Source organism: Pseudomonas sp. SDO55104_S430 (genome assembly GCF_054070595.1).
Genome location: NZ_JBSVXG010000491.1, coordinates 1 through 1,012, shown reverse-complemented (window position 1 = coordinate 1,012; position 1,012 = coordinate 1). Strand labels below are relative to the sequence as shown.

Below are 1,012 nucleotides of genomic sequence, written 5' to 3'. Positions count from 1 at the left end.
GCGGTGTGTCAGTCTCCATAGAAGTTGGCTGACACGGCCTCTTCGCGAGCAAGCCCGCTCCCACATTGGATAGTTGTCAGGTTCAGGAATCGCGATTCACCCGCTTGGGCATCATCCGCAACAGGGTGTTATCCCTGACCACATAATGGTGATACAGCCCCGCCACGGCATGGAGGCCGATCAGCCAGTAGCCGATGGTGCCGGCCAGTTCATGCCATTCCTGCAGCTGCTTGGCGAAGTCCTTGTCCTCTGCCACCAGCAGCGGCAGGTCGACGCCGTAGAACATCACCTGATTACCCTTGGCGCTGGTGGTCAGCCAGCCGAGGATCGGCGTGGCGATCATGAACAGGTACAGCGCCCAGTGCATCAGCTTGGCCAGCGCGGTCTGCCACTGCGGCGAGGCCGGGAAGATCTGTGGTGCGGGGCCGAAACTGCGGGCGAACAGGCGTAGCCAGACCAGGACGAACACCGTCAGGCCGAGCATGAAATGGGATTCCACGATCAAGGTTCGACCACCACTACCCTTGGGGAACATTCCGCGCAGTTCGATGCAGGCGTAAACCAGCGCCAGCAAGACCAGCATCAACCAGTGCAGCGTGATCGATACGGTGCTGTAGCGTGATTCGGAGTTTTTCCAGGGCATTTCGCGTTTCCTCACAGGTCCGGTTTAGAGCCACCGTTCTTGGTCGACGGTGTGCTTTAACTGTAATCCTGTTTCAACGGCTTTGCCTTGGGCTGTTTAACGCTGAAGGCTCTGTTCAGGTAATTGACAGGAAGACGCATTATCCCCCGTCAAACGCGACAGACCTGTGGGAGCGAGCCTGCTCGCGATGAACGCCAGGACAGCGCGGGGCATCAGGTCGCCCGCGTTATCGTTGACATCCATCGCGAGCAGGCTCGCTCCCACAGGTTATGGGGTGCCTCTGTAGGAGCGAGCTTGCTCGCGATGATCGCCAGGACACCGCGGGGTATCAGGTTTCCCGCGTTATCGTTGACGACCATCGCGAGCAAG

At 59.3% G+C, this 1,012-nt stretch carries 1 protein-coding gene; it reads right to left on the bottom strand.

What is annotated here, in order from left to right:
• Positions 1-82 precede the first annotated feature (82 nt).
• Entirely contained in the window at positions 83-643 is a 561-nt protein-coding gene (locus ACW9JE_RS30860; RefSeq protein WP_224541523.1) for a cytochrome b, read from the bottom strand.
• Positions 644-1,012: the final 369 nt, after the last annotated feature.

Coding starts and splice junctions, on each gene's coding strand:
- ACW9JE_RS30860 (WP_224541523.1), bottom strand. CDS start 643: ATGCCCTGGAAAAACTCCGAATCACGCTACAGCACCGTATCGATCACG.